22 protein-coding genes and 1 riboswitch are annotated in these 23425 nt (G+C 40.5%); of the genes, 10 read left to right on the top strand and 12 right to left on the bottom strand.

From position 1 onward, the window contains the following. Positions 1–12 precede the first annotated feature (12 nt). From thrC to xerD, 4 genes are all read right to left on the bottom strand, one after another. Positions 13–1152 (bottom strand): threonine synthase, encoded by a 1140-nt coding sequence (gene thrC / locus F928_RS20640; protein ID WP_002048893.1) that lies wholly within the window; start codon positions 1150–1152, stop codon positions 13–15. 54 nt (positions 1153–1206) lie between these two features. Beyond that, complete coding sequence (gene hom / locus F928_RS20635) at positions 1207–2508, bottom strand: homoserine dehydrogenase (protein WP_002121263.1); 1302 nt, start codon at positions 2506–2508, stop codon at positions 1207–1209. 243 nt (positions 2509–2751) lie between these two features. After that, positions 2752–3567, bottom strand: coding sequence for a DsbC family protein (locus F928_RS20630; protein ID WP_005079459.1), 816 nt, complete (start codon positions 3565–3567; stop codon positions 2752–2754). A 146-nt stretch (positions 3568–3713) separates the two neighbouring features. Next, a complete protein-coding gene (gene xerD, locus F928_RS20625; protein ID WP_005079456.1) occupies positions 3714–4634 on the bottom strand; it encodes a site-specific tyrosine recombinase XerD in 921 nt (306 codons plus the stop codon). A 143-nt stretch (positions 4635–4777) separates the two neighbouring features. Here xerD and feoA point away from each other — a divergent pair, with 143 nt between their 5' ends. From feoA to ftsW, 5 genes are all read left to right on the top strand, one after another. Beyond that, positions 4778–5041 (top strand): FeoA family protein, encoded by a 264-nt coding sequence (feoA, locus tag F928_RS20620; protein ID WP_002121198.1) that lies wholly within the window; start codon positions 4778–4780, stop codon positions 5039–5041. Beyond that, the gene (feoB, locus tag F928_RS20615; protein WP_005079453.1) at positions 5038–6891 is read left to right on the top strand and encodes a ferrous iron transporter B; all 1854 of its coding nucleotides are present in this window, start codon (positions 5038–5040) and stop codon (positions 6889–6891) included. Before feoA ends, feoB begins: the two co-directional genes overlap by 4 nt. Before the next feature lie 20 nt (positions 6892–6911). Beyond that, positions 6912–7163, top strand: a complete 252-nt coding sequence (locus tag F928_RS20610) for a DUF6587 family protein (RefSeq protein ID WP_005079452.1) — start codon at positions 6912–6914, stop codon at positions 7161–7163. Positions 7164–7323: 160 nt separating this feature from the next. Beyond that, positions 7324–8670, top strand: a complete 1347-nt coding sequence (gene murD / locus F928_RS20605) for a UDP-N-acetylmuramoyl-L-alanine--D-glutamate ligase (RefSeq protein ID WP_005079449.1) — start codon at positions 7324–7326, stop codon at positions 8668–8670. A gap of 24 nt (positions 8671–8694) precedes the next feature. Further along, positions 8695–9891: a putative lipid II flippase FtsW gene (gene ftsW, locus F928_RS20600; protein WP_005079447.1), complete on the top strand. Its 1197-nt coding sequence runs from the start codon at positions 8695–8697 to the stop codon at positions 9889–9891. Positions 9892–9944: 53 nt separating this feature from the next. Here ftsW and gluQRS read toward each other — a convergent pair whose 3' ends face one another. The 6 genes from gluQRS to F928_RS20570 form a co-directional block, all read right to left on the bottom strand. Next, positions 9945–10928, bottom strand: a complete 984-nt coding sequence (gene gluQRS / locus F928_RS20595; RefSeq protein WP_005079445.1) for a tRNA glutamyl-Q(34) synthetase GluQRS — start codon at positions 10926–10928, stop codon at positions 9945–9947. Between the two features lie 2 nt (positions 10929–10930). After that, a complete protein-coding gene (gene dksA / locus F928_RS20590; protein WP_002121205.1) occupies positions 10931–11467 on the bottom strand; it encodes an RNA polymerase-binding protein DksA in 537 nt (178 codons plus the stop codon). 211 nt (positions 11468–11678) lie between these two features. Next, positions 11679–12491, bottom strand: a complete 813-nt coding sequence (gene cpdA / locus F928_RS20585; protein ID WP_005079443.1) for a 3',5'-cyclic-AMP phosphodiesterase — start codon at positions 12489–12491, stop codon at positions 11679–11681. Positions 12492–12495: 4 nt separating this feature from the next. Further along, positions 12496–13122, bottom strand: coding sequence for an NUDIX domain-containing protein (gene aspP, locus F928_RS20580; RefSeq protein ID WP_005079441.1), 627 nt, complete (start codon positions 13120–13122; stop codon positions 12496–12498). Between the two features lie 75 nt (positions 13123–13197). After that, positions 13198–15075 (bottom strand): phosphomethylpyrimidine synthase ThiC, encoded by a 1878-nt coding sequence (gene thiC / locus F928_RS20575; protein ID WP_005079439.1) that lies wholly within the window; start codon positions 15073–15075, stop codon positions 13198–13200. A gap of 89 nt (positions 15076–15164) precedes the next feature. Continuing rightward, positions 15165–15299, bottom strand: a riboswitch (TPP riboswitch). Positions 15300–15333: 34 nt separating this feature from the next. Continuing rightward, on the bottom strand, positions 15334–16416 hold the full coding sequence (locus tag F928_RS20570; protein WP_005079437.1) for a hypothetical protein: 1083 nt from the start codon (positions 16414–16416) through the stop codon (positions 15334–15336). A gap of 108 nt (positions 16417–16524) precedes the next feature. Here F928_RS20570 and F928_RS20565 point away from each other — a divergent pair, with 108 nt between their 5' ends. From F928_RS20565 to phoU, 4 genes are all read left to right on the top strand, one after another. Beyond that, complete coding sequence (locus F928_RS20565) at positions 16525–17106, top strand: TetR/AcrR family transcriptional regulator (RefSeq protein WP_005079435.1); 582 nt, start codon at positions 16525–16527, stop codon at positions 17104–17106. Further along, positions 17099–18004, top strand: coding sequence for a DMT family transporter (gene ywfM, locus F928_RS20560; protein WP_002121147.1), 906 nt, complete (start codon positions 17099–17101; stop codon positions 18002–18004). Before F928_RS20565 ends, ywfM begins: the two co-directional genes overlap by 8 nt. Positions 18005–18099: 95 nt before the next feature. Then, positions 18100–19431 (top strand): multidrug efflux outer membrane protein AbuO, encoded by a 1332-nt coding sequence (locus tag F928_RS20555; protein ID WP_014208186.1) that lies wholly within the window; start codon positions 18100–18102, stop codon positions 19429–19431. A gap of 105 nt (positions 19432–19536) precedes the next feature. Beyond that, positions 19537–20259 (top strand): phosphate signaling complex protein PhoU, encoded by a 723-nt coding sequence (gene phoU, locus F928_RS20550; RefSeq protein WP_000075183.1) that lies wholly within the window; start codon positions 19537–19539, stop codon positions 20257–20259. A 306-nt stretch (positions 20260–20565) separates the two neighbouring features. Here phoU and F928_RS20545 read toward each other — a convergent pair whose 3' ends face one another. Both F928_RS20545 and argH read right to left on the bottom strand, forming a co-directional pair. Then, on the bottom strand, positions 20566–20835 hold the full coding sequence (locus F928_RS20545) for an oxidative damage protection protein (RefSeq protein ID WP_000089995.1): 270 nt from the start codon (positions 20833–20835) through the stop codon (positions 20566–20568). Positions 20836–20844: 9 nt separating this feature from the next. Continuing rightward, positions 20845–22278, bottom strand: a complete 1434-nt coding sequence (argH, locus tag F928_RS20540; protein WP_016806015.1) for an argininosuccinate lyase — start codon at positions 22276–22278, stop codon at positions 20845–20847. On the opposite strand from argH, the gene F928_RS20535 reads away from it, so the two are divergent. Continuing rightward, positions 22269–23408: a sensor histidine kinase gene (locus tag F928_RS20535; RefSeq protein ID WP_005079426.1), complete on the top strand. Its 1140-nt coding sequence runs from the start codon at positions 22269–22271 to the stop codon at positions 23406–23408. The two genes, argH and F928_RS20535, sit on opposite strands and share 10 nt — an antisense overlap. Positions 23409–23425: the final 17 nt, after the last annotated feature.

The raw sequence follows: 23425 nt of genomic DNA, 5'->3' as shown, positions 1-23425 counted from the left end.
AAAAATCAGATCTTACATATTAGATAAAATCGAATCTTTTACTTGGTCCATTGTTGCATCAATTGACAACATAACTGCATCAGCACATTGTTTGATTGCAGTGTCAGGATCTTTCAAGCCATTACCAGTTACTGTACATACAATGACAGAACCTTCAGCAATTTTACCCGCTTTAATATCACGGATCGCACCGCCGATAGAAGCAGCAGACGCTGGCTCAACAAATACGCCTTCATACATAGAAAGTAAGCGTTGAGCTTCTAAAATTTCGCTGTCTTGAAGTTCATCAAACCAGCCTTTAGAGTCACGTACTACAGCTTTTGCATGGTTCCAGCTTTGTGGATTACCAATACGGATTGCAGTTGCAACAGTTTCAGGGCTTTCAACTGGAGCGCCACGTAAGAATGGAGCTGCGCCAGAAGCTTGGTAACCCACCATAGTCGGTAAACCTTCTGGTTTTGGACCAGTGAATTGATCAGTAGCAGCATCATAAATCACTTGTTCAAACTGATCAGCAGGCTGGTTTGCTACAGCTTCGGTATAACCCATCCAGTGAGCGGTGATATTACCTGCGTTACCTACAGGTAAGCAGTGGTAATCAGGTGCGCGGCCTAAAGCTTCAACGATTTCATAAGCAATAGTCTTTTGACCTTGCAAACGGTAAGGGTTGATTGAGTTTACAATCGTTACAGGCGCTTGATCAGCAACTTCTTTTACAAGACGCATACCATCATCGAAGTTACCACGAATTTGCATAGTGATCGCACCATACATCATCGCTTGTGCCATTTTACCCATCGCAATTTTGCCTTCTGGAATCAAAACGAATGCTTTGATACCTGCACGTGCAGCATAGGCAGCAGCAGCAGCAGAAGTGTTACCAGTAGATGCACAGATAATCGCTTTAGAGCCTTCTTCAACCGCTTTGGTTACAGCCATGGTCATACCACGGTCTTTAAATGAACCAGTTGGGTTTAAACCCTCGTATTTCACATAAATTTCAACATCTTTGCCAATAATACGTGGAATATTCTCAAGTTTAATGAGTGGGGTGTTGCCTTCACCCAAAGAGATAGCACGAGTAGTTGCCGAAACTGGCAAACGGTCACGATAACGATCTACAAGACCAGTATAACGATTGGCATTAGACATGATGGTGTTCCAATTAGAGGTGAAGCGGGAGAGGGAATCTTTCCCTCAACCTGATTAACTATCGAGCGATTCTAAACGAATTCTTACGATTTCGCCACGAATTGCAGGTAATGCTTGGATTTGTGCAAGAGCATCATCCATTTTTGATTCAACGATTGGATCGGTCAGAATCACGATTGGAATAAGATCTTTCAAGCGAGATTGTTGCATGATTGCATCAATACTAATTCCAGCGCGACTTAAGATGGTAGTTACATCTGCAAGTACGCCAGTTTGGTCTTCTGCATTTAAGCGAATGTAATAACCTGTGGTCATTTCTTCACGGCTTAAAATTGGCACATTGGTTAATGCTTCAAAAGCCAACTGAGGAATTGTTCCTGCGCCGTCTTCGGTATAAGAGATGTCACGAACAATATCAATAACATCGGCAACAACCGCAGAAGCTGTAGGACCTGCGCCTGCACCCGCGCCGTAATAGAGTGTTGGACCTACGGCATTTGCCTGAACTAACACAGCATTTTTAACGCCGTTTACATTCGCAATCAGCTGTTCATCTGGAATGAGCGTTGGGTGAACACGTAACTCAATACCTTTTTCAGCACGACGTGCAATACCGAGATGTTTAATACGGAAACCAAGATCTTCTGCATATTTCACATCTTGCGCAGTGATTTTGCTGATGCCTTCGGTATAAACCTTATCAAATTGAAGAGGAATACCAAACGCACAAGACGCTAAAATGGTAAGTTTATGCGCAGCATCAATACCTTCAACGTCAAAAGTTGGGTCTGCTTCTGCATAACCGAGTTCTTGAGCTTCTTTTAATACATCATCAAATGCACGACCTTTCTCACGCATTTCAGTCAGAATAAAGTTACCTGTACCATTAATAATGCCAGCCAACCATTCGATATGGTTTGCAGCAAGACCTTCACGGATCACTTTAATAATTGGAATACCGCCAGCAACTGCTGCTTCATAAGCAATTTGCACAGCATTGTCTTCTGCTGCTTTAAATAATTCATTGCCATGTTCAGCGAGTAACGCTTTGTTTGCAGTCACGACTTGTTTGCCGTGTTTGATTGCTTCCATGATAACTTCGTAAGCAGGGTGGATCCCACCCATAACTTCTACAACTACATCAACGTCTGGTTGACGAACGATGTCAAGTAAATCGGCGCTTTGTTTAATCCCTTCCAATTCAAGATCTGGACGAGGGCGGCGTGTTCCAACGTGGGTAATTTGAATTTCTCGACCGGTGCGACGTTTAATTTCAGCGGCATTTTCTTGTAGTAGTTTAAGGGCTCCTCCACCTACGGTTCCTAGACCGAGTATTGCCAGGCGAACTGGTTTCACGTCACACTCCATTCATCATTTAATCATTTAGTTGAAGCTAGATCATAGCTAAAAAAAACGCCAGACTCTAGCGCTTTTAGTGCCTGTTCAATGAATTAGAGTGCGATGTTTGGAAAAGAAGAGTAGATCAGTCTTTAAACAGAGGTTGTTTAAATATTAATTATTGGAAAAACAAAGCGCTGCAATCAGAGCAGCGCTTTTTAAAAGAGATAGATGATTAATCATTCATCAGCTTAAAGGATGTTATTTATCCAGACGTTTAATTAATTCATCTGGTGTTAGGTATCCACCTAAGTATTCGCCATCAACATTATAAATAGCCGGTGTTCCATTTACACCCATGTTTAAGCCAAGTTGATATTGTTCACGAACAGGGTTTTTACATTGAGCAGGTGGGATATTGATACCTTGTACTGCTTGGTTAAAGGCAGCTTTACGATCTGCACTACACCATACAGCTTCCATAGTCGGCATAAATTGTTCACCGCGTGGCCAAGCGATATAGCGTACCTCAATACCTTTTTCATTAATTTCAGGTAAATGCTCATGTAATTTGTGGCAATAAGGACAACTTGCATCGGTAAACACATAAATCACATGTTTAGCCTTACCACCTTTAGCTGGGTAGACGATCAAATCTTCATTTTTTAAAGCAGCAAGATGCTTTTTATTTTCTGAAGCTTGAAGATTATCGCCAATATTATGCAGTTCTTTACCGCCTAAACGAATGACATCACCTTGAATCAGGTATTTGCCATCACTGGTTGTATAAATCGACGTCATTCCTTCGAGATTTACCCAATATAAGTTAGGCACTTCAGTAGGTTTGATATCTAAAATTTTGGCGTTGATGTTTGCATTCTTAAATTGTTTTTGCAAAGTTTCAATTAAACGCTGTTTAGCATTGCGTTCAATGATGGTTGAAGCTTCCCCAGTAGCAGGTGCGGTCGCAGTGAGCGCATCTTCTTTTTGTGGTTTGTTTTCTTTAGAACAAGCACTGAATAACAGGCTAGAAGCCAAAGCACAGGCAAGAAAAATTTGAGATCGGGTAAAAGACATAGATAACCCTTATTTCATCAGTATTTATAGTCAGAAGCTGCTAAGCATAACAAAAAATCTAGTGTGTATTGTTAAAACTTTCTTAACCTTTGTGAACAAAATCAATTGATTGTTGGATGTATTTCAAATAATAAGTTTTAAATTTTTTAACCTCTAGGATGATGTTTTTCATGCAATTGTTGCATTCTTACTTGTGCCACATGGGTATAGATTTGAGTAGTTGATAAGTCACTATGGCCCAATAACATTTGTACTACGCGTAAATCGGCGCCGTGATTGAGCAGGTGTGTTGCAAAGGCGTGACGTAAGGTGTGAGGTGAGAGTTCAGCTTGAATATTGGCTTGTAAGGCGTAACGCTTAATGGCATACCAGAAGTTCTGACGGCTCATAATTCCGCCGTGTTGAGTTAAAAAGAGATAGTCAGTAGAGCTTTTATAGAGTTGAGGCCGAGCATCCTGCAAGTAGCGTTCCACCCATTCACAAGCAAATTGCCCTAGCGGGACCAAACGCTCTTTATTACCTTTACCAGTAATTCTTAAATAGCCTTGTTTTAAGTTAATAAGTTCTAGGCATAAGTTCAGCAGTTCTGAAACACGTAAACCACATGCATAAAGGACTTCAAACATTGCCCGATCACGTAAACCCAGTGCCGTATCAATATCAGGAGCCTGAATCAGTGCTTCGACATCTTCTTCTGATAGATCTTTGGGTAAGGCTCTGCCAATTTTGGGAGAATGATGGGTTGCTACAGGATTATCGCTTCGTAATTTCTGTTCACGTAAAAATTTGTAAAACTGGCGTAGGGCAGATAAGCAACGAGCAATCGAGCGTGGGCTTTTTCCAGCTTTAGTCAACTCAATCAAAACATCAGCGATATCATCACTTGTCCACTCCGGAAGAGCTAATTTTTTATGAAGTTCACTGCATTGAATAAGGTCGGATAAATAAGCATTACGTGTATGTGGACTTACCGTCTGAGCAACGAGATAGTCACGAAAACCTTGTAAAAAGCTCAAATGTTCAGGAATTTGAACAGGGCTTGGAATACGCGGTTTTTTATTCAACATACACTAGATCCTCTAAACTTCTGTACTGTAAAAGAAACTTTAAGGTTTGTCGATTAAACTAGATAAGAAGTGAAATTTAACCTTATTTGGTAATTATTCTCATTTATATGTATACTATTAAAAAAGGTTTAGGATCGGATGCGGTGCGTTTATCAGCTTTAAAAGTGAAGCAAGCGGCGACCATCACCAAAGTGAATCGGATAGAACTAGAGTCCGAGCAGCAAGATTTGGTCGCAATTCGTTTGGAAAGTCTGGGCTTTGTACCGGGCACACGAGTGGAAGTGATTACCAAAGGTATTTTTGGTGGTGATCCGATCTTAATCCAAATTGGCTTTACTCGTTTCGCTTTACGTAAAGCAGAAGCGGAAAAAATTGAAATTCAAGTAGAAGAAGGAGTACCCGCATGAGTGATGCGTTACGTATTGCCCTTGTGGGAAACCCTAACTGTGGTAAAACCTCTCTTTTTAACCATTTAACTGGAACTCGACAAAAAGTTGCAAACTATGCTGGTGTAACGGTCGAGCGTAAGGTTGGTCATTTTCAGTTGCCTTCAGGCCGAGCAGTGCGCGTACTTGATTTGCCGGGTACATATAGCCTTAATGCCACCAGTCCTGATGAAGTAATTACCCGTGACGTGTGTTTGGGTAAGATTGCAGAAGAAGGGCAGCAAGATGCCTTTTTATGTGTGGTTGATGCCACTAACTTAAAATTGCATTTAGGACTGGTACTCGAAATGATCGAGTTGGGTCGTCCGATTTTACTTGTACTGAATATGATGGATGAAGCGCGTCGTCGTGGCATCCAAATTAATACTCAAAAGTTGTCTCAACGTTTGGGTGTACCAGTTGTTGAAACAGTTGCCGTCCGTAATGCGGGTATTGAAAATTTATTACATGCCCTTGATCAAGAAAAATACAGTGTGCCACAAACCGAACTAAGTGGTTTAACTGGAACTCATCATCAAAAAATCGATATGATTTTTAAAGATGTAGTTCATTATGTTGATCAGGGAGATAAGCGTACTGATTTTCTAGATCGAATTTTCTTACATCCGGTTTTAGGCCTACTTAGCCTTGCCATCATGATGTTTATTGTGTTCCAAGCAGTGTTTGCATGGGCAGCTCCATTCATGGATGGTATTGAAGGCTTCTTCGGCTGGCTTGGTGAGGTAGTGGGAACTGTGATTACCCAACCACTACTGCATAGTTTGGTTGTTGACGGAATTATTGCAGGCGCGGGTGGCGTAGTTGTGTTCTTGCCACAAATTTTGATCTTGTTCTTCTTTATTTTAGTACTCGAAGAATCAGGCTATTTACCGCGTGCAGCATTCTTGCTTGATAAATTAATGTTCCAAGCTGGTTTAAGTGGCCGTGCCTTTATTCCTTTACTTTCGAGCTTTGCTTGTGCAGTACCGGGAATTATGGCAACGCGTAGTATTAGTGACCCTCGTGATCGTTTTACGACCATTATGGTTGCGCCTTTAATGACTTGTTCGGCACGTTTACCCGTCTATGCCTTGCTCATTGCTGCCTTCATTCCAGAGAAAATGGTCTGGGGTATTTTTAACCTACAAGGTTTAGTGCTTTTTGGTCTGTATATGGCTGGTATTGTGAGTGCGCTTTGCGTTTCATTTTTAATGAAGTTTTTGCAAAAAGATAAGTCGCAGCATGCTTTACTGCTAGAGCTACCAAGTTATCGTTTCCCTGATTTAAAAAGTGTGGGAATCGGTTTATTGGATCGTGCAAAGATCTTCTTGAAACGCGTCGGTGGAATCATTTTTGCGCTCTCTATTTTGCTCTGGTTCTTGTGTACTTTCCCGCAGCCACCAGAAGGGGCGACATTACCTGCCATAGATTATAGTTTTGCAGGTATGCTCGGACATCTTATCCAACCTTTATTTGCTCCAGTTGGTTTTAACTGGCAAATCTGTATCGCCTTAATCCCAGCTATGGCTGCTCGTGAAGTGGTTGTCGCGGCATTGGGTACAGTTTATGCCTTGTCTGCAACAGATGATGATGCTGTGGCACAAGGTTTGTCACATCTGATTAGTGCAGATGGAACGGGTTGGTCTTTGGCAACAGGTTTATCACTTTTAGTGTGGTTCATTTATGCTCCACATTGTTTGGCAACACTGGCAACGGTACGTCGCGAAACAGGTTCATGGAAACATGTTGCAGCTATGACTGCATATCTGTTTGGTTTAGCTTATTTTGCATCGTTTGTTACCTATCAAATTGCTTCCCACTACTGGGGCTAAAGCAATAAAGGAGGTTGTATATGGTTCAATATCTGATTATTGCGGTTTTAGTGATTTGGAGTGCTCTCGTTGTTTTTAAGAAAGTATTTCCAAAAACATCAAATTCAGTCTTTTCTTCACTCTCTGCATTTTGCGAAAAGCAAGGTTGGGTAACCTTGGCAAAATGGCTTAAACCAAAAATGGCCTTTGGTTGTGCTGGCGGTTGTGGTTGTTCAAGCGAAGATAAACCTACCAATACAGTTCAAGAAATTAAGCCGATTAAATGGCAATAAATTTAGTATTTCTTGTTTCGTTTAAAAAGCCATCACATTGATGGCTTTTTTACGCACTGACACAAAAAAAGATGAATAAAGTTCAAACTGAAAAAGCATTCAAAACAGCAAAGTGCTAACATTTTTGCCATTCTGTCGATTGATAAATTGTGGGGCAAAAATGTTAATACAACGTGGTGGGTTAAAAGTTGTAGCAGGCTTGGGAATATCAGGCGTTTCTGCTGTAAATTTCCTGCATGAACAAGGCTACCAAGTTGCAGTAACAGATTCTCGCCCCACGCCACCAGGGCATGATCAGATCCCAGCTGGCGTTAAAACCAGTTTCGGTCAGCTTGACCAAGAATTATTATTACAAGCAGAAGAAATTATTTTAAGCCCAGGCCTTGCACCGCAATTACCGGAAATTCAGGCAGCTATTGCTAAAGGTATTTCTGTGGTAGGTGATATTCAATTATTACGCCGTGCAACCGATATGCCTATTGTGGCGATCACTGGTTCTAATGCTAAAAGTACAGTAACGACTTTAATTGGCTTAATGGCTAAAGATGCGGGTAAGAAAGTTGCTGTGGGTGGCAATCTTGGACGCCCAGCTCTAGATTTATTAAAAGATCAACCTGAATTAATTGTACTTGAGCTATCAAGTTTTCAGCTAGAAACCACGTCTCACTTAAATGCTGAAGTTGCTGTGGTTCTCAATATGAGTGAAGACCACTTAGATCGTCACGGCAATATGTTGGGTTACCATCAAGCAAAACACCGTATTTTCCAAGGTGTTAAAAAAGTAGTATTTAACCGTGATGACGCTTTAAGTCGTCCTCTTGTTCCAGATACCACACCAATGCAAAGCTTTGGTTTAAATGCACCAGATTTAAATCAATATGGTGTTTTAAGAGATGGTGATGGCACGCTTTGGCTTGCGCGTGGTTTACAGCGTTTAATTAAAAGCTCAGATTTATATATTCAAGGCATGCATAACGTAGCAAATGCTTTAGCTTGTCTCGCATTAGGAGAGGCAATAGGCCTGCCTATGGAATCTATGCTTGAAACCTTAAAACAATTTAAAGGGTTAGAGCATCGCTGTGAATATGTAAAGACTGTGCATGATGTACGTTATTACAATGATTCCAAAGGCACCAACGTTGGCGCTACGCTTGCAGCGATTGATGGTTTAGGCGCTGCAATTGAAGTGAAAAAAGGTAAGGTTGCCTTGATTTTAGGTGGGCAAGGTAAAGGTCAGGATTTTGGCCCATTACGTTCTTCTATCGAAAAATATGCCAAAGTTGTGGTATTGATTGGTGAGGATGCTCCGGTGATTGAACAAGCAATTCAAGGTGCAACCAAAATTTTACATGCAGCAACGCTTAAAGAAGCTGTAGAGCTGTCTCAACGTGAAACACAGGCCGAAGATGTGGTGTTGTTATCACCAGCATGTGCAAGTTTTGATATGTTTAAAAGTTATAATGACCGTGGTCAGCAGTTTGTTGCCTGCGTCAATTCGTTGGTTTAAAGAAAACATGATTAGGAATGTAGTATGGCAGGCTTAGCTCAGACCACAATCCAGAAAATCAATCATTGGTATGAACGGATATTGCCTAAGTGGCCAGCGGAAGTGACGCCACGTAATGTCTTGATTTTCTGTGTCGTTGCATTGTTGTGTATCGGTTCAGTGATGGTGGCGTCTGCTTCGATGCCCTATGCTGAATATATGCATGAAAACCCGTTTCATTATGTGATTCGTCATGGTATTTCGATTGTCGCTGCGGGTGTAGTGGCTTATTTGACCTATCGAATATCACTGAATACGTGGTTTAAAAATACCTTCCCGCTGTGGTTATTAACCATGGTTCTGCTGCTTGCTGCTTTGGTGGTAGGTTCAGAAGTGAACGGTTCTACACGTTGGATTAAGATTGGTGGCTTTACCTTACAGCCAACCGAGGTTGCCAAAGTCATGATGGCAATCTTTACCGCAGACTACGTTGTGCGCCGTGCCAAAGAGGTTCGTACTCATTGGAAAGGTTTATTGCGTTTAAGTGGGGTTATGGCAATCACGGTCGGTTTAATTATTGCTGAGCCTGACTTAGGGGCAACCGTCGTTATTGTCATGATGATGGTTGGTGTGTTCTTTTTAGCGGGCGCGCCGCCAACTCAGTTCTTAATCATGCTTGGTGCGATTGTCACGGGTATAGTGTTTTTGATCTTATTTGAACCATACCGTTTCCAGCGTTTGATTTCGTTTACTGACCCATGGGCAGATCCATTAGGGGTAGGTTATCAGTTATCAAATGCATTAATGGCTTTTGGCCGTGGTGAATGGTTTGGTACAGGCTTAGGGCATAGTGTACAAAAACTATCTTATTTACCTGAAGCGCATACTGACTTTATGTTGGCAGTGCTAGGTGAAGAGTTTGGCTTTGTGGGTATTTCTATTGTTATTGGCTTGTCTTTCTTGATGCTGGCATGTTGTATCAAAATTGGTCACCGTGCCTTGAAACATCATTACCTTCGCGCAGGCTATTTAGCTTACGGCATTAGTATTATTTTCTTGCTCCAGATTTTAGTAAATGCGGGCATGAATATGGGTTTAATGCCGACGAAAGGTTTGACTTTGCCATTCATTAGTTATGGTGGTACGTCTTTAATGATGTGTGCTGCGATGATTAGCTTAATCTTAAAGATTGATGCATCAACACAAGAAGTCAACCCAGAACGAGAAGAATCGAACTTCTAATTGAGTATTTAGAAGTTTAAAAAGTCCGATTTGATATCGGGCTTTTTTATTATTTATAGATATGTTCCGCTGAGTTCTTGCATATGGGGAATCAAATCAACATTCCACTGTGCTACAGCCTGTTTGAGCATCAGTCTAGGTTGATCTAAATCAACGTTGGGTTGTCCCAAGGCTAGTATCGCTTTTTGAAGTAATTCAGGTGCTTTTGATAAATCGAGTGCTTGAGCTAGATTTTGTTTAGAGAGCTTTTGCCCTTGGTCATTCATTGCAAGGGGTAGGTGCATATAGCTTAGTTGAGGATAACCTAGAAGCTGACCTAGCCAAATCTGACGTTCGGTGTTATCTAATAAGTCTGCGCCTCGAACGACATGGGTAATGTCTTGTAGATAATCATCCACAACGACTGCAAGTTGATAGTTAATAATCCCATCACGGCGCTTAAGAACAAAATCTCCAAGATCGTGTTGTAGATTGGAGCAATGATGTCCTTGTAATCGGTCATCAAAACAGATCTGCTGATCTTGAACTTTTACCCGAATCGCTTGACCTTGAAAATCAAGATTGAGATCGCGGCAAGTACCTGCATAGATTGCATTTGAACCAAGCATTTTGCGGGTACATTGACATGCATAGATAAGACCTTCTTTTTTGAGCTGGTCTAATACGCTTTCATAAATGTCTAAACGATTTTTTTGAAAGATGATCTCTGCATCGGGTTCGAACTGGAAGGCTTCAAGTGATGTGAGAATATGCTCTTCACTGCCGGGATAAATACGAGGGATATCTGTATCTTCGACACGAACGAGCCATTTGCCTTGATGGGCTTTTGCATCGCAATAGCTAGCAACAGCAGTAATGAGTGATCCAAAATGCAAAGGGCCGGTTGGCGATGGCGCAAACCGACCTGAGTATGAGCAGCGATTAAGCGGAACATTGTTCCGCCGCTGCGCAAGAGAAAAGCTATGCTTTTCTGGCAGGCGATTTAACTGCTGCACAACAGCCGAGTTGTGCTCGGCTGGAGAATTATCAACAGTCACAATTAACCGTTATTTTGCTTCTCTTTGATTTCTGCCAAAGTTTTGCAATCAATACATAAAGTTGCAGTTGGACGTGCTTCTAAACGACGTAAGCCGATTTCAATACCACAAGTTTCACAGAAACCGTAGTCTTCATTCTTAATGGCTTCCATAGATTGTTCGATTTTACGAATTAACTTACGTTCACGGTCACGTGTACGTAATTCAATTGCAAATTCTTCTTCTTGGGTAGCACGGTCGTTTACATCTGGCAGTGCAGTTGATTCGTCTTGCATCGTATTTAAAGTACGATCAACTTCAGACATTAATTCAGCTTTCCATGCTTGCAGAATTTGTCGGAAATGCTCGAGCTGTCCTTCAGACATGTACTCTTCATTTTTCTTAGGTTGATAAGGTGCAATACCAAATAAACTTGCAGTTGTGCCTATGTCAGAAGTTTTAGGTTTCACTTTACGTGCACGTTTTGCAGAAGCTTTGTCACCTTCCACTACAACTTCTGTATGTTCATCCAAAACTTGGTTGTGGTTGTCATTCGCCATAATAGGGCATTCCTCATCATACACGTATTATCTATACGCAAAAAATATGGTGATATGCAAGTGTTTTTATAGAAAACCATCGATGGGATTTTCCCATCGGGTCGTCATCATATAGATTTTTCCTGCAAGATGATAGTCATTCCGACCCGTAAATATTTTCAAAACGTGTTTACCCCAGTCATAATTATATATAAGCATATAAGAAATAGGGCTAATAGCCTGAAATATCAGTGTTTATATGGCCTTGAAAATTTTCAAGACGGAAGACTTCGGTTTCAAAACTACCATCGTTTTTTAGACGAATGTAACGATAGCCGGGAGCATTTTGATCTAAAGCAAAATCATTGCTAAAGGGTTTAAACTGCACACTTGTTGAGGGTGTAGAGAAAAATTCGATCCCTTGCCAAGTGTTTATTGAGTCCTGATGAACATGCCCGCAGACTAAAGCTTTTACATTTTTAAATGGAGCCAAGGTAGTAAGCAAGGCATTAGAATTTTGTAACTTGTGATGATCAATCCATTTTGACTTCATGGCAAAAGGATGGTGATGACAAGCCAGCAAAATCGGGTTATCTGCATACTCTTCAAGTAAATTCGTTAAGCTGTCTAGCTGTTCTGCTGATAGATGCCCATCAATATGACCTTTAACCGCACTATTTAATAAAATAACCCGCCAGTTTCCTAAGCAAATAACTACAGGTTCCTGATGATTCTCTTTATGCAATGGGAAATGGTCAACATTGTCATGATTACCTAAGGTCTGAAAAAAGGGCAGACCAAGCGTTTGCATATATTGAATATAACGTTTGTAGGTAATAGGCGTTGGTGCCTGAGCTAGGTCCCCAGTATGGATAATTGCATCAGTTTCAGGATGTTTATTAAGTATCTGTTGAATAATCGCATGAAAGCTTTCTTCAGGATTTATACCCACAAATTCTAAGTGCGGATACTCCAATAGGTGGGTATCGGTAATTTGTATAATGACATGGTCTTTTTGTGAAAGTGTTGAGACTTGAAAAGTCACCGTCCTACCTCTTCGGGTTTATTATCGTTTTGCTGTGTTGGGCCAGCCATTGTAATGCCATAATGACAGGAGCATTTCTTAAACGTCCGCTGTCGAGTAGAGTCTGGATTTCACTATAATTAAATAAGTGTAGTTGAATATTTTCACCCTCATCATCTACGCCAAAAACACCCCCTTCAGCGGGTAAATTGGTTTGGGCAACATAGAGATGAAATAACTCTGAGCAAGCACCAGCTGACGGGTAAAAGCTAAATAGATGCTCTAGATCTTGAACTTCGCAACCTGATTCTTCAAGGCTCTCTCTTCGAATACAACTTTCTGGTGATTCGTCACCATCTAACACGCCTGCAATTATTTCCAGCTGCCACGGTGATTGAGGATCGTCTAAAGCCCCAACACGGAACTGTTCAATCAGTGCAAACTGTTGTTTTTGATCGTTGTAGAGTAGTACACCAGCTGCTTCAGGCCGATGAACGAGTTCACGCTGCAATACATGAGTATATTCAGATTGATTAAATAGACGATGTCGAAGGCTGACTTTTTCAACTTGAATAAAACCACGGAATAGAGATTCACGTGATGTTACTTCGACATCTTTAGATGTATAACTTGGACGTTCAACAATACTCATGATTCGGTCAGGACGAAATCTATTTATTTCATCCTAACCGAGAATCAGGGCTAGGCAAGTGTTTTTTTTGAATATTTACACTTTATGATACAGTTTTTGACCTTGCTCCTGATAAACCTCTTTCATCGCTTTGAGGCCTTCTTCAACCTCTGAATCGTTATTGGTGAGGTTGTTGGCATAGTCACGTACATTCTGAGTGATTTTCATTGAACAGAATTTTGGACCACACATTGAGCAGAAGTGTGCAGATTTATGAGCCTCTTTGGGTAAGGTTTCATCGTGCATACTACGTGCTGTATCAGGATCCAAACTTAAGTTGAACTGATCATCCCAACGGAACTCAAAACGTGCTTTTGATAAGGCATTATCACGTACCTGTGCACCTGGATGTCCTTTCGCAAGATCGGCGGCATGTGCTGCAAGCTTGTAGGTAATAATCCCGTCTTTAACATCTTTTTTGTTTGGTAACCCCAAATGCTCTTTCGGTGTCACATAACACAGCATAGCTGTGCCGTACCAACCAATCATGGCTGCACCAATTGCAGATGTAATGTGGTCATAACCCGGAGCGATATCTGTTGTTAATGGCCCAAGCGTATAGAATGGCGCTTCTTTACACACTTCTAGTTGAAGGTCCATGTTTTCTTTGATCATGTGCATTGGTACGTGACCTGGGCCTTCAATCATGACTTGAACATCATGTTCCCATGCACGGTGAGTTAGTTCACCTAATGTTTTCAGTTCGCTGAACTGTGCTTCGTCATTTGCATCTTGAATACAACCCGGACGTAAGCCATCACCTAAGCTAAATGAAACGTCATAAGCTTTCATGATTTCACAGATTTCATCGAAATGAGTGTATAAGAAGTTTTCTTCATGATGCGCTAGACACCACTGCGCCATGATTGAACCACCACGCGACACAATACCTGTTAAACGGTTTGCTGTAAGTGGTACATAGCGAAGTAATACACCTGCGTGAATAGTGAAGTAGTCAACACCTTGTTCGGCTTGTTCAATCAGTGTGTCTTTGAAGATTTCCCAAGTTAGGTCCTCTGCGACGCCATCAACTTTTTCAAGTGCTTGATAGATTGGCACGGTGCCGATTGGAACAGGTGAGTTACGAATAATCCATTCACGTGTTTCATGAATGTTTTTACCTGTCGACAAGTCCATAATGGTGTCGGCACCCCAACGGGTTGCCCAAGTCATTTTTGCAACTTCTTCGTCAATTGAAGAACCAAGTGCTGAGTTACCAATATTGGCATTAATTTTAACCAAGAAATTACGACCAATAATCATTGGCTCAAGTTCTGGATGGTTAATGTTGGCAGGAATGATCGCACGACCTTCAGCCACTTCTTGGCGAACAAATTCAGGTGTAATTTCTTTTAAATTTTTTGCACCAAAGTTCTGTCCAGCATGCTGACGCATATCAATACCTTCACGCTGGCGTTGATTTTCACGAATTGCAATATATTCCATTTCAGGTGTGATAATACCTTGCTTGGCATAGTGCATTTGAGTGACATTTTTGCCAGCTTTAGCGCGGCGTGGGTTTTGAATATGAGCAAAACGAATGTCAGCGGTGCGAATGTCTTTTAAACGTTCCTGACCAAATTTTGAGGTCAAGCCAGAAAGTACGTCAGTATCGTTACGTTCTTCAATCCAGTTTTGGCGAACTGAAGGTAAACCTTTGTCTAAATCAATTTGAACATTTGGGTCGGTATAAACACCTGAAGTGTCATATACCATAACAGGAGGGTTATGTTCACCGCCAAGACCGGTAGGGGTGTCGGTTAAAGAAATTTCTCGCATTGGAACCTGAATGTCAGGGCGAGAGCCTTCAATATAAACTTTTTTAGAAGCGGGTAAGATGCGAGTTAAATCTTTTGCATCTTGTTCATGTTGTGCTGAAATTTCAGCAGAAGAAAGATTCGTTAACTGGTTCATCACATGATCCTTATGAATAACATCAACGAATCAAGCACGACCAAAAACGATGGCGGATTTATCTTTAACTAGATAAATTTAAGGCTTAAGTTTTCAGATGGCTTGATTCCTACGCAGGTCTTAACCTGATCAGGTTCAACGGTACTTGTGATCAAACTTGTGTTGCGATAACACGGAATTTACACAATCTCAGCGAGCTATTACTCGCGCTCCGTCAAGCGATTTAAAGACTAACATGTTTTAGGTTGGCTGGCATTGTCAATTTGTATCTATACAAACCGCATCCATATGGCAGTCACGATAGACTTCCGTGTTCCATGGCGAATCAAATTTTAAGAGCTGCTCAAGTTGTTCATGAGTCATCTGATAATTTGATTTTTTATCACCATTTTTATCAGTTAAATCTATTTTAAATTGCTTATTACGCTCCTCTACAGGCGTAGCAATAAATTTAAGAAATAGTTGAGCAGGTTTCGCTAGACTCGACTGATTTTGTGTAGACAAAAACCGAATTTGTTGAAGAGCATCTTTATCAAACCATGTATTCGGTGCATATTCATCTGACACGGGCGTGTTGTCTAAGCCAAAGAAAATAAAATAACGATATTCATTAAATAGTAGTTTTGCATCACCAATAAAGTGGCTCTTAGGATATTTCTGAATAAACTTTTCCCAAAATAATGCGCGTTCAGTGAGCTCTTTCCATGAAATAGCCAACGCACCATCATTATAGAAAATATCCTGATTGTCTTTCGCCATACGATTTAAAAACTCTTTTTGGTCCGCGGGTAAGGACTTAGAAAAAATGTCAACTAAATAGCTTGGCTGGCGTCGATAGGTAAACATGCCTTCACCTTGATAGAGAAGTTCAATGTAGGCTTGCCCTTCATGTTGAAGTAAATATTGATCACGTGGGCTCAGTTGGGCGAAGAGCTTTTTCTGACTTTGAATAACCTTTTTAAGGTCTTGTTTCTGTTCTAAAACGGCATAGCCAAATGCTTCAAAAGCTCTACCTGTTTTTTCAGTGTAGTCTTGTTTTAGAAAACGTTGATACATGGCAGTTGATGCATCAATCAGCTTAAGCTGCTCATGATTTTTTAAAGAGGGAACACAGATTTTAAGCTTTTCATTAATTTGATTTAAGTCTTCTATTTTGCTGTTTTGATTAATCGTGTGCATAGCTACCATAATTTGTAAGCAGCTACTGTCTTGTTTTTGAGTGGCCTTTTGCTCAGTTGGTTTTTGCTCTTTAGATACAGCCTGATCTTGCTCTGATGTTTTATTACATCCAGCTAAAAGTAGTGCACCGCACATACTCATTATTAGAACTTTTTTCATCATTGTACTTTTATAGAAATTAATATTGCTCAAATTATAACGCTTAAAAAGATTGCATCATTGTTAGAAATCTTTATTATTAGGTAGGTCGGTCTACTTAATTAAAAAACTATGAATGATAAAACAGCAAGACAGAAAATTCTCGATGCCGCTTCAACTTTGTTTTATAACGATGGCATTACTGCAACTGGAATTAACTCAGTTACGGCTAAAGCAGATGTTGCGAAGATGTCGCTTTATAATAATTTTTCTTCAAAAGGTGAGCTTGTCGATGCCTACATTGCTGCACGCCATCAAGAGTGGCTTGATCTCTACCAAAAGCGTTTAGAAAAAATAAAAACAGCTAAAGAAGCCATCTTGGCCGTATTTGATGCCTATCAAGACCATGCGGAATTTGCCTATGAAAAAGGCTTTCGAGGTTGTGGGTTATTGAATGCTGCGGCTGAGTTTCCGGCCAATAGTACAGGGCGTAGTTCTGTAAGGCAGCATAAAGAAGAAGTGGAGGCTATTGTTGCTGAGCATTTAAAAAAATTAATCCCAGAGTCACAGCGCGTTAACTATGTGGCTACGCAGCTTTCTTTTCTTTTAGAGGGTTCTATGGCACGAGCAGGCCTAGAAGGAAACAGCCGTCAACTTCTATTAGCAAAACAAATGGCAGAAGACATTTTAAATAGAGAATGTCCACATGATTAGCCTCATTAAAAATAGTAGCTATGGAGGCACAATTGCAATTTTAGTTGCTTCTGTTTTGTGGGGAACAACAGGTACGGCGGCAGCATTTGCACCGACACTTGGCCCACTTGCTATTGGCGCTGTAGCGATGGGCGGTGGAGGCCTTTTACAAGCTTTGGTTGCATCACGAGCAATACGCGAAAACCGTCAGTTTATAAGGGAAAATCTTTCAATACTGCTTTTAGGCATAGCGGCGGTGGGTATTTATCCCTTGGCTTTTTATTCTTCAATGTATTATGCAGGCATTACGATTGGCACCGTGGTTTCAATTGGTACTGCTCCACTAATCGCAGCAATTTTAGAGCGATTCTTTGATCGCAAAGCTTTATCTACTATTTGGTTTCTAAGTTTTTTGTGCGGTGTGCTTGGGGTAAGTATGTTATCGATGGGGGAAAGTCATGCGGTCCAAGAGAGTACAAATCAATGGAGTAAATTCTTCGGTATTTTTCTTGGGCTGGTCGCTGCTACAACTTATTCACTTTATTCATGGGCGGCAAAAAGATTAATAGATCGGGGTGTTGCTGCTAAAGCTGCAATGGGTATGATTATGGGCGGTGGAGCGGTTATTTTACTGCCTACTTTGTTGGTTACAGGTGGAGAGTTATTGCATAGCTCAACCAATCTACTTGTGGCTGGCTATATGATGCTAATTCCTATGTTTTTAGGTTATTTGCTTTTTGGATTTGGTCTAAAAACAGTAAATGCCAGCAAAGCGACCACCTTAACTTTATTTGAACCTTTAGTGGCGGCGATTTTTGCGATTGTTTTGGTTGGTGAGCATGTTTCATGGGTGGGTTGGATTGGCATGTTTTTGATTTTTATTTGTATTTTAATCTTGTCAAAAACTAAGAACGCTTAAAAAACTAAAACTTTTAATGGCTTGAGTTTGATTTGAATTTTTCTTAGTCTTAAAGGCAAGTTTTATCGTTGATTTGAACAATGAAAATAAAATTAATGGTCGCTGTTGGCCTTTGGAGTTTTGCATCTTCGAGTTTTGCTCTAGATTTAGTTGAAGCTTATGAGCGCGCAAAACAAAATGACCCGACGTGGCAAGCCAATCAACAACAATATGAAGCAGATCAACTGAACTTAGGCTTAGCAACAGGGGCATTATTACCCACTGTCACATTGTCTGGAAATATTACCCGTAATCGGCAAACTGTAAAACGTTCAAATTTTCCGGGTGTTGATCAAGAAGGCCTGTCAGATGCTTTGGTAAGTAATACATCAACGACTCGACAAGCCACTCTCACTGCACGTCAGCCATTATTTCGAATGGATGCTTGGGAAGGTTATAAGCAAGTTAAAACTTCGGTTGCCTTAAGTGAAATTACCTTAAGGCTGCAAAAACAAGATCATGTTTTAAATGTGGCAGAAGCCTATTTTAATGTGTTGCGTCAGCAGGCATTGAGTGTTGCATACTTACAAGAAGAAAAAGCTTTGCTTGAACAGCTCAATATGATGAATGCCAAACTCAAAGAAGGGTTGGTGGCACGTAGTGATGTAAGTGAAGCAAATGCTCAATATCAAAATGCCAGAGCCAATCGTATTTCAACCAATGTTCAATTACTTTTAGCCCAAGAGCAGCTTTCTGAATATATTGGTTCTTATCAAGATAAACTCGCTGTACTGCGCAGTGATTTTAATTTTCAAAAGCCTTATCCGGCAGAACTTAATGACTGGCTTTCTTTGGCCCAGCAAAAAAACTTAAAGATCCAGCAAGCCCGTTTACAGCAAAAATATAGTGAAGATCAGCGCCGTGTCGAAAAGGCAGCGCTTTATCCTCAAATAGATGCCGTAGCAAGTTATGGCTATACTAAACAAACACCAGAGACACTCATTTCGACTGACGGAAAATTTGATCAGGTCGGGGTAGAAATGAACTGGAATCTATTTAATGGTGGACGGACCCGAACATCAATTAAAAAAGCCACTGTAGAAGTCAGTAAAGCGCAGGCACAACTTGATGCAGCCATTCGCCGTGCCAATGTCGATGTGAAAAGTGCCTTTATGCAGGTAGACACGGATCAAGCCAAACTTGAAGCAAGAAAGGCTGCAATGGATTCCTCTTCTTTAGTTTCTCAAGCTTCAAAAGCGAGTTATAACGAAGGCTTAAAAAGTATGGTTGATGTTTTATTGGCGCAGCGTAATGCTTTTTCTGCAAAACAGGATTATCTTAATGCTCAGTATGACTATTTATTGAATGTGCTTCGTTTAAAAGCTGCGGTAGGCCAGTTAGGTGAAAAGGATCTGGTTGAGCTTAATAGCTGGTTAACTTATCAGTAATTAAATGCTTTTATCTGAAATTTAATTTTGTCATAAAAACTTAATGATTGCTGTGTTTTAATGCTCAATCATTTTATTCCCGCGCCATCATGTTGGAGGCTTCCCTTGAGTCCGAGTAATCCGGTGTTAAGCCATCATATTTCTTCTCAATTTAATGAAGATTTGCAAGATGTAAACACAAAGTTTATGACCATGGGTGGCTTGGTCGAACAGCAGGTTGCAAATGCAATCCATTCTTTACTTGATACTGACGCAAATTTAGCGATTGATGTTCAATTTAAAGATAATGCAGTCAATCAATATGAACGTGATATTGATGAAGGCTTAACGTTGATTTTGGCGCGTCGTCATCCGGCAGCGATTGATTTGCGTATGGTTATTGCCATGAGCAAAGCCAATACTGACCTTGAGCGTATTGGTGATGAAGCAGCAAAAATCGCCCGTATTGCACAAAACCTGTGTGAAGAGGGCGGGTCACCGCGTGGCTACATGGAAACACGTCATATTGGTAACCAAGTTCGTGTCATGATTCATGATGCACTTGACGCTTTTGCACGTTTAGATGCAGATCAAGCTTTACGTGTACTTTTAGCGGATGCTGACATTGACCGTGAATATCAATCAGCAACACGTACGTTAATGACCTATATGATTGAAGACCCGCGCCATATTGCTCGTGTGATTAATGTCATGTGGGTTTTACGTTCATTAGAGCGTATTGGCGATCATGCACGTAACATTGCTGAGCAAGTGATTTATATGGCGAAAGGCTTTGATGCTCGTCATACCAAAATTGAAGAAATTGAAGCCAAAGTCCACGAAAAGTAATCTTGAGCTGAAATATTTAAAGGCCTTGTTTAAAACAAGGCTTTTTTGTTTTTAAAAAATAATAGATAAAAAAATGTCCCGAACTTTGGGGGGAAGTTCAGGACAGAAAATCAAGTGCATAAACACGACAGGGATCGTGTTCTTCTTGCTATAGAGTGATATTAAGTTCTTCGCTTTTTGATGTCATGTAGAGTCCTGTGCGCTCTATGTAAGGCTTTTTATGTTTGTGTAAGTTTCACGTAAAAAAAGGCGGATCTATGTATATAGACCCGCCTTTTTAATGATGAGTAAGCTAAAACAAACCGATTATTCTGGTTTCCAGCCTTCAGCTTTTTCTACGCTTTCATCATTATTGAAGAATTTCTCACGTTGTTCTTCCAGAAACTTTTTAGCTTCTGGTTCAAACACGTTTAAACGCTTTTCATTAATGAGCGTAGTTTGATGCTGTAACCATTCTTGCCATGCTTGTTTAGAAACATTTTCAAAAAAATCTTGGCCTTTAGCACCTGGGAAAGGAGCGAAGTCTAAACCTTCCATTTCCTTTTGATATTTACGGCAAAATACTTGGCGACTCATGTTTTATCCTTAAGCGTATAACTGTTCTAAACGTGTATGGGCACGCGCAATTGCAGCTTCAACCTGTTTTGGAGAAGTTCCACCAATATGATCACGTGCATTTACAGAAGCTTCTAAAGTTAAGGCTTTATCAAATACATCTGCTGTAATTAAGTTAGAGAATTGCTGTAATTGCTCAAGTGTGAGTTCAGATAAATCTTTTTCTTCTGCAACACCTAATGCTACTGCTTTACCTACAATTTCATGCGCATCACGGAACGCAACGCCTTTTTTCACTAAGTAGTCAGCAAGGTCAGTTGCAGTTGAGAATCCACGAAGAGCAGCTTCACGCATGATTTCAATATTTGGAACCAATGCAGGAATCATGTCTGCAAATGCCATGAGTGAACCACGAACCGTATCGATTGCATCAAATAAAGGTTCTTTGTCTTCTTGGTTATCTTTGTTGTATGCCAATGGTTGACCTTTCATGAGCGTAAGTAAGCTAATTAAGTCACCAAATACACGGCCAGATTTACCACGAATAAGTTCTGGAACATCCGGATTTTTCTTCTGTGGCATGATTGAAGAACCAGTACAGAAGCGGTCAGGAATATTCACAAATTTGAACTGTGCAGAAGTCCAAAGAATGAGCTCTTCTGACATACGTGATAAATGCATCATGATGAGTGCAGCCGCCGCATTAAATTCGATGGCAAAGTCACGGTCAGATACAGCATCAAGAGAGTTTTCAGATACAGCTTCAAAACCTAAAAGTTCTGCTGTATATGCGCGGTCAATCGGATAAGTTGTACCAGCAAGAGCAGCTGAACCAAGTGGCATGCGGTTAACACGTTTACGGCAGTCTTGAAGACGTTCAGTGTCACGTACTAACATTTCAAACCATGCTAACAAGTGATGACCAAAAGTCACAGGCTGAGCAGTTTGTAGGTGTGTAAAGCCCGGCATAATTGTATTTACATTTTTGGCAGCCAAGCCTAACAAGCCTTTTTGTAAACGTTCTAATAATTTTAAAATATCATCAATTTCGTCGCGCAGGTAAAGACGAATATCAGTTGCAACCTGATCGTTACGGCTACGGCCTGTGTGTAATTTTTTACCTGTAATGCCAATACGTTGAGTCAAACGTGATTCAATGTTCATGTGAACATCTTCAAGATCGATGCGCCACTCAAAGTTTCCAGCCTCAATTTCTGAGCGAATGGTGCTTAAACCTTCAATAATGTCATCGCGTTCTGCTTCTGTGAGTACGCCAACTTTCGCAAGCATGGTAGCATGCGCAATCGAACCAGCGATGTCTTGCTTATAAAAACGTTGGTCAAACTGAACAGAGGCGGTAAATTCGGCTACAAAAGCGTCCGTCGCTTCAGAAAAACGACCACCCCACATACCTGAGGTTTGGTCTGGGGTTACTGAATTAGGGGGATTTGAAGATGTGGTCATGGTGGCTCAGTAAAATAAAAAAGAGTATATCACTTGCCGAAGCTCAACAAACAAAGTTGTTTCCTACAGCATACCGAAATCAAAATTCCTCCTATTTTTTTACGAAAAGCGGGCGTTGGCAACACTTATTCGAATTAATTATCGCAAGTAATGTTTTGGCACTGGTCTTGGCATTGGCTGAAGCGCAGTCTTGGCAAGCCTTAAGCGGGGGAAGGCTTTTTCAATACATCATTTTTATTAACTGGGTAATATTGTCGTTTTTTGCATTGGTTGAACGCTTTCAAGGTTTTTTTAGCAGCTTGCGTCAAGAATTTGCTTTGGCTATTGGTTTTGTCATGCTGCAAAGTATTGTTGTTTTGACCACTTTAATTAGTAATTTTTTTCAGTTTGGTCTTTTAAATAAACATGCTTCTTTAACGCAGGGCTGGAGTGTTTATTTTACCAATGTACCTTTATATCTAAGCTATGGAATATTACTCGGGGCTTTTTGCTTACGTTATTTATATGTCAGGGAACAATGGTTGCATCAGCAATATGCCGAATTAAATGCCCGTATTCAGGCCATGCAAGCACGAATTCACCCTCACTTCTTATTTAATAGTTTAAATAATGTGGTGAGTTTAATTGCGATAGATCCAGATAAAGCAGAAAGCATGCTCATCAGTTTGTCGCGGTTATTTCGCGCGAGTTTCCAAGAATTAAAATTGGTGAGTCTGCATGAAGAAATCGAGCTGAGTAAACAATATTTAATGATTGAACAGGTCCGTTTGGGGGAGCGTTTAAAAGTAGATTGGAAGATCGAGCTTTCATCTGTGCAATTAAAACAGATCACTATTCCTTTATTGACATTACAACCCTTGTTAGAGAATAGTATTTTTCATGGGGTAGAACCAATGATGGGTAAAGCAACCATAGGGGTATTGGTTGAAATATTGCAAAATCAGGTCAGTATAGTCATTACCAACCCATATACAGACGATACAATAAATTCACGGAAAGGGCATGGAATCGCTCTTGAAAATGTTAAGCAGCGCCTGAAAGCGTATTATGGGAACACCGTTAGATTTCAGGTTTATAAAGGTGAAGCTTTATATACCACTATTATGAGCTATCAATATCAAACAAAATAATAAGTCAGTCAGAGTTA

The sequence above is a fragment of the Acinetobacter pittii ATCC 19004 = CIP 70.29 genome (genome assembly GCF_000369045.1).
GTDB classification, from domain to species: Bacteria; Pseudomonadota; Gammaproteobacteria; order Pseudomonadales; family Moraxellaceae; genus Acinetobacter; species Acinetobacter pittii.
Note: the sequence above shows the minus strand (reverse complement) of the source record. Positions and strands in the feature narration are given on the sequence as shown.